Origin of the sequence: Devosia sp., from assembly GCF_041917035.1 — a bacterium.
Taxonomy (GTDB): Bacteria; Pseudomonadota; Alphaproteobacteria; order Rhizobiales; family Devosiaceae; genus Devosia_A.
Genome location: NZ_JAYRYM010000294.1, coordinates 1 through 4,242, shown reverse-complemented (window position 1 = coordinate 4,242; position 4,242 = coordinate 1). Strand labels below are relative to the sequence as shown.

The 4,242-nt window shown below is 65.9% G+C and carries 6 protein-coding genes; 4 read left to right on the top strand and 2 right to left on the bottom strand.

Features of this window, described 5'->3' with window-relative positions:
- From ACE3TU_RS19695 to ACE3TU_RS19685, 3 genes are all read left to right on the top strand, one after another.
- Window positions 1–398: pseudouridine synthase (locus tag ACE3TU_RS19695; RefSeq protein ID WP_374627334.1), on the top strand; the 398-nt coding region annotated here is incomplete at its 5' end.
- Window positions 395–1,069 (top strand): HAD-IA family hydrolase, encoded by a 675-nt coding sequence (locus tag ACE3TU_RS19690; protein WP_374627332.1) that lies wholly within the window; start codon window positions 395–397, stop codon window positions 1,067–1,069. The genes ACE3TU_RS19695 and ACE3TU_RS19690, both read left to right, overlap by 4 nt.
- Window positions 1,062–1,847 carry an ATP12 family chaperone protein gene (locus tag ACE3TU_RS19685; protein WP_374627330.1) on the top strand — a complete coding sequence of 262 codons (786 nt, stop codon included), beginning with the start codon at window positions 1,062–1,064 and terminating at the stop codon, window positions 1,845–1,847. The genes ACE3TU_RS19690 and ACE3TU_RS19685 overlap by 8 nt, the downstream gene beginning before the upstream one ends.
- Before the next feature lie 36 nt (window positions 1,848–1,883).
- Here the strand turns inward: ACE3TU_RS19685 and ACE3TU_RS19680 are convergent, their stop codons facing one another.
- Both ACE3TU_RS19680 and ACE3TU_RS19675 read right to left on the bottom strand, forming a co-directional pair.
- Window positions 1,884–2,375 carry a CinA family protein gene (locus ACE3TU_RS19680; protein ID WP_374627328.1) on the bottom strand — a complete coding sequence of 164 codons (492 nt, stop codon included), beginning with the start codon at window positions 2,373–2,375 and terminating at the stop codon, window positions 1,884–1,886.
- The gene (locus ACE3TU_RS19675; RefSeq protein WP_374627326.1) at window positions 2,359–3,570 is read right to left on the bottom strand and encodes a bifunctional 2-C-methyl-D-erythritol 4-phosphate cytidylyltransferase/2-C-methyl-D-erythritol 2,4-cyclodiphosphate synthase; all 1,212 of its coding nucleotides are present in this window, start codon (window positions 3,568–3,570) and stop codon (window positions 2,359–2,361) included. Before ACE3TU_RS19675 ends, ACE3TU_RS19680 begins: the two co-directional genes overlap by 17 nt.
- 231 nt (window positions 3,571–3,801) lie before the next feature.
- Here ACE3TU_RS19675 and ACE3TU_RS19670 point away from each other — a divergent pair.
- On the top strand, window positions 3,802–4,242 hold a 441-nt coding region (locus ACE3TU_RS19670; RefSeq protein ID WP_374627336.1), incomplete at its 3' end, for a tRNA dihydrouridine synthase.

Here is a 4,242-nt window from a genome sequence, read left to right as displayed (position 1 = left end):
CCGATGGCGAGCAGATGGTGGTGGTGCCGCAGGGCACCCCGGGCGCCCAGCACTCGATGAGCTACTATTCGACCACAGACACCGCGGCGCGGCGCTTTGCCTGGGTGACACTGAAGCCCGTCACCGGCCGCACCCACCAACTGCGTGTCCACATGGCCCAGCTCGGCAATCCGATCATGGGCGACCCGCGCTACTTCAATATCCAGAACTGGGAAGCTCCCGAAGAGATATCGAAGGGACTGCACCTGCATGCCCGGCGCATCAGATTGCCCCTGCGCAGCGGGCAGGTTCTTGATGTCTCCGCGCCGCTGCCGCCGCACATGCAGGCGACGTTTGATGTGCTCGGCTTCGACGCCGACCGCTACGACGCCCAGGATCAGGACCCGGAGGACGCATGAACCTCATCATGTTCGATCTGGACGGTACCCTGATCGATACCCAGGCCCTGATCGCCGAGACCATGGCCGGCGCCTTCGGATCGCTCGGTCTCGTCCCGCCCGGGCCGGCGGAGGTGCGTGCGATCATCGGTCTCGCGCTCCCAATCGCCATCGGACAGCTTGCCGGCTCGGACGACGTGGACCTGATCGAGGGACTGGGCGGGCAGTACAAGTCCCTCTACCGCACTGCCCTCGAGAGCGGGCTGGACCGCGAGCCGCTCTATCCGGGGGCACGGGCGGCGCTGGATCGGCTGCGTTCGCGTCCAGACACACTGCTCGGGGTTGCCACCGGCAAGGGCCTGAGCGGCGTTGTCCGCATTCTCGGAAACCACGGCCTCGCTGAGCACTTCGTTACCGTTCAGACGCCCGATCACAATCCGTCCAAGCCTCACCCGGGTATGCTTCTGCGGGCCATGGCCGAAACCGGGGTCGATGCCGACGATACCGTCATGGTCGGTGACACCGTGTTCGACATGGAGCTTGCCGCAGCCGCCAGAACCCGATCCGTTGGTGTCAGTTGGGGCTATCACGACACGGGGGCGCTTCTCGAGGCAGGGGCTGGGGCGCTGATTCACGCCTATGATCAGCTGGACGCGGCGGTCGATCTTGTCCTTGGGCGGTCCCATGCGTGAGTTTCTCGAAGAGGCCGACGCGCACCGCGACGATGGCTATGGCCGGGCGCAGCACCTCAACAAGGTCGAACTGCCACGCCGGTTCTACCAGCAGGTCGGAGTCGGTTCAGCGCCTGGCGGATTCGCTGTCACGCTGGATGGCAAGTCGCCGCGCACACCTGGAGGGAAGCCCGTCACCGTTCCCCAGCGGATAGTGGCGGAAGCCATGGCGCTAGAGTGGGCCGCACAGGGAGAGTTCATTGATCCCCGTACGATGCCGGTCACCAGGCTGGTGAATTCCGCGATCGAGGCGGGCGAGGACCGGCTGCCGGCGCTGCGGGACGAGATCGTCAAGTTCTCGGGTAACGACCTGCTGCTCTATCGCGCCGATACGCCGCGCGAGTTGATCGCCGAGCAGGAGCGTGAATGGGACGCTGTGCTGGTCAAGCTGGCGCGACACTTCGGCATTGGTTTTCAGCCCACGATAGGGATCATGCACCAGTCGCAGCCGCGGCCGACGCTGGATCGGCTTGCGGCGTCTCTCGCGACCTGTGACGTACTGGAAATCGTCGCCCTCAACTCGCTGACCGGCATCACCGGGTCCGGGCTTCTGGCCATCGCCCTGCGCGAAGGCCTGATCGACGCCGAGGCTGTCTGGGTGGCGGCGCATGTCGATGAAGACTTCAACATCCGCCTCTGGGGCGAGGTGGAAGAAGCGCGGGAGCGCCGAGAAAAGCGTCGCCTCGACTTCGATGCGGCCGTGCGGGTGCTCGAGTTTGTGAATTCGGCCAAGGCCTGACGCGAGTGCCAGACGCGGCGGGCGGCGATCGCCGCGTCAGGCCGCGGCGGCCTTCAGCAGCATCCTGAGAGCCTGGACGACGCTCTGCTGACGTATGGCGTCGCGATCGCCGGCGAACTGCTTCTTCAGGTGTTTCGTCCCGTCCTCGCTCGCGAGCGCAAAGTGGACAAGGCCGACTGGTTTCTCGGCGGTGCCGCCATCCGGTCCGGCCACTCCCGTGACAGCTATCGCGAGGTGAGTGCCGGCTGTCCCCAGCGCTCCCTCTGCCATGGCGACAGCTACCGGCTTCGAGACGGCCCCGTGCTCGCGCAACAATCCGAACGGAACCCCGATCATGCTGATCTTGGCCTCGTTGGCGTAGGTCACGAAGCCGCCATACACGACCTCGGACGAGCCTGGGACAGCCGTCATGGCCCCGGCAACAAGGCCACCCGTGCAGCTCTCCGCCGTGACAACGGTCATGCGGGCCGCCTTCAGCGCGGCCACCGTCTCCGCCGCGAGGGCCGCAACGTCATCCGGCAACTTCATGCGCACTCTCCCTGGGCAACTCGATGCTGGCGGAAGCCATCGCGACGATCCCCTCGCCGCGACCGGTGAAGCCAAGTCGCTCGCTCGTCGTGGCCTTCACGGCAATCCGACCCGGGTCGATCCCGCAGACCCTGCCGATGGTCGCCTTCATTGCCTCCACATGCGGCCCGATGCGGGGAGCCTCGCAGACGATAGTGAGATCGAGGTTGACGATCCTCCCGCGCCGGTGAGCCACTCGCCCCGCAGCGTGCTCGAGGAAGATGGTCGAGGCGGCACCGCGCCAGCGCTGATCTGTTGGTGGGAAGTGATGTCCGATGTCGCCTTCACCCAGGGCGCCATAGATGGCGTCGCAGAGCGCATGCAGGGCGACGTCAGCATCGGAGTGCCCCTTGAGCCGCGCCGTGTGAGGTATCTCGACGCCCCCGAGCCAGACCGAAGTCCCCGGTGCGAACGGGTGGACGTCGAAACCGCTGCCGATCCTGGTTTCCATATGAGCTTCTCCGCCGATGAGCCGTTCGGCACGGGCGAAATCCTCCGGGTGGGTGATCTTGATGTTCTGCGTGCTGCCCGGGGTCAGCGCCACGGCCAGCCCGGCCCATTCGGCGATGGCGGCATCGTCGGTGAACTCCCGCGGAAGCCGCTCCGCCCGCATGTGGGCGGACAGGATTTGCGGGAAGCGAAAGCCTTGAGGTGTCTGCGCGGCAAAGAGCGTGTGGCGGTCCTCTGTCGACGTCACGGTCAACCCGTCCAGCGATCGCTTAATGGTGTCGGTGACCGGAACCACTGGCAGGGCGGCCTCATGGGTAGAGAGGGCTGCGATCACGCCCTGGATGACCGTGGCCGACGTCAGGGGACGCGCCGCGTCCTGGATCAGGACAAGGTCGGGACGGTATCGACCGAGCGCCTTCAGCCCGGCCAGCACGGAGGACTGCCGGCTTGCCCCGCCCTCCACCGGGGGCAGCAGCCGCGCATGATCAAGGCCAAGACCGGTGAATCGGCCGTGGTGGTCGGGGTGGATGACCGGCAGTACCCAGTCCACGCTCTCATTGTCGAGGAACGCTGAAATGGTTCGCGACAGCACCGGCCGACCCGCCACCACGCGGTATTGCTTTGGCACGGTGTCTCCGCTAGCAGAAGCGCGCTCGCCGCGGCCGGCTGCGACCACGATTGCAGCGATTGTCTTCTTGCTTGTCACTGTTGGCCTGCACCGCGCTGGTAAGGGCGCAGCAGGTCTACCGATGGTGCCTCGGCACAGCAAGTGGCTCGAACGTGTTTGGCGCGTTCAGCAGTTGCGCCGGGCAGATTTTTGACTATTCTGCAGGCAATTCCAAGCGATGAGCAATTCTGGGGCATTTGGGTGGCTGAGTTTGCCTGCGCATTGAGCATTGCGGGTCACGCCCTGCCCAATCGCGCGTTCCTTGCCCCGATGGCGGGCATTACCGATGCGCCGATGCGGGCTCTCGCCGAACGCTTTGGGGCAGGGCTCGTCGTCTCCGAAATGATCGCCAGCAATGCTCTGGCCACCGGCCACCACGACATGGTGCGCAAACTCGGCAGGTCCGGCAGCCTGCCGCATGTCGTTCAACTGGCCGGGTGCGAGGCCGACTGGATGCGCCTTGGCGCCGAAATCGCTCGCGACTGCGGTGCCGACATCATTGACATCAACATGGGCTGTCCGGCCAAGCGTGTGACGAATGGATATGCCGGTTCGGCGCTGATGCGAGTTCCCGACGAGGCACTGCGTCTGATCGATGCCGTCGTCGCCGCGACGCCGTTGCCGGTCACCGTCAAGATGCGTCTCGGCTGGGATGACGACAGCCGAAATGCCGCCCAACTCGCCCGACGCGCCGTTGACGCCGGCGTCCGG

Coding starts and splice junctions, on each gene's coding strand:
- ACE3TU_RS19690 (WP_374627332.1), top strand. CDS start 395: ATGAACCTCATCATGTTCGATCTGGACGGTACCCTGATCGATACCCAG.
- ACE3TU_RS19685 (WP_374627330.1), top strand. CDS start 1,062: ATGCGTGAGTTTCTCGAAGAGGCCGACGCGCACCGCGACGATGGCTAT.
- ACE3TU_RS19680 (WP_374627328.1), bottom strand. CDS start 2,375: ATGAAGTTGCCGGATGACGTTGCGGCCCTCGCGGCGGAGACGGTGGCC.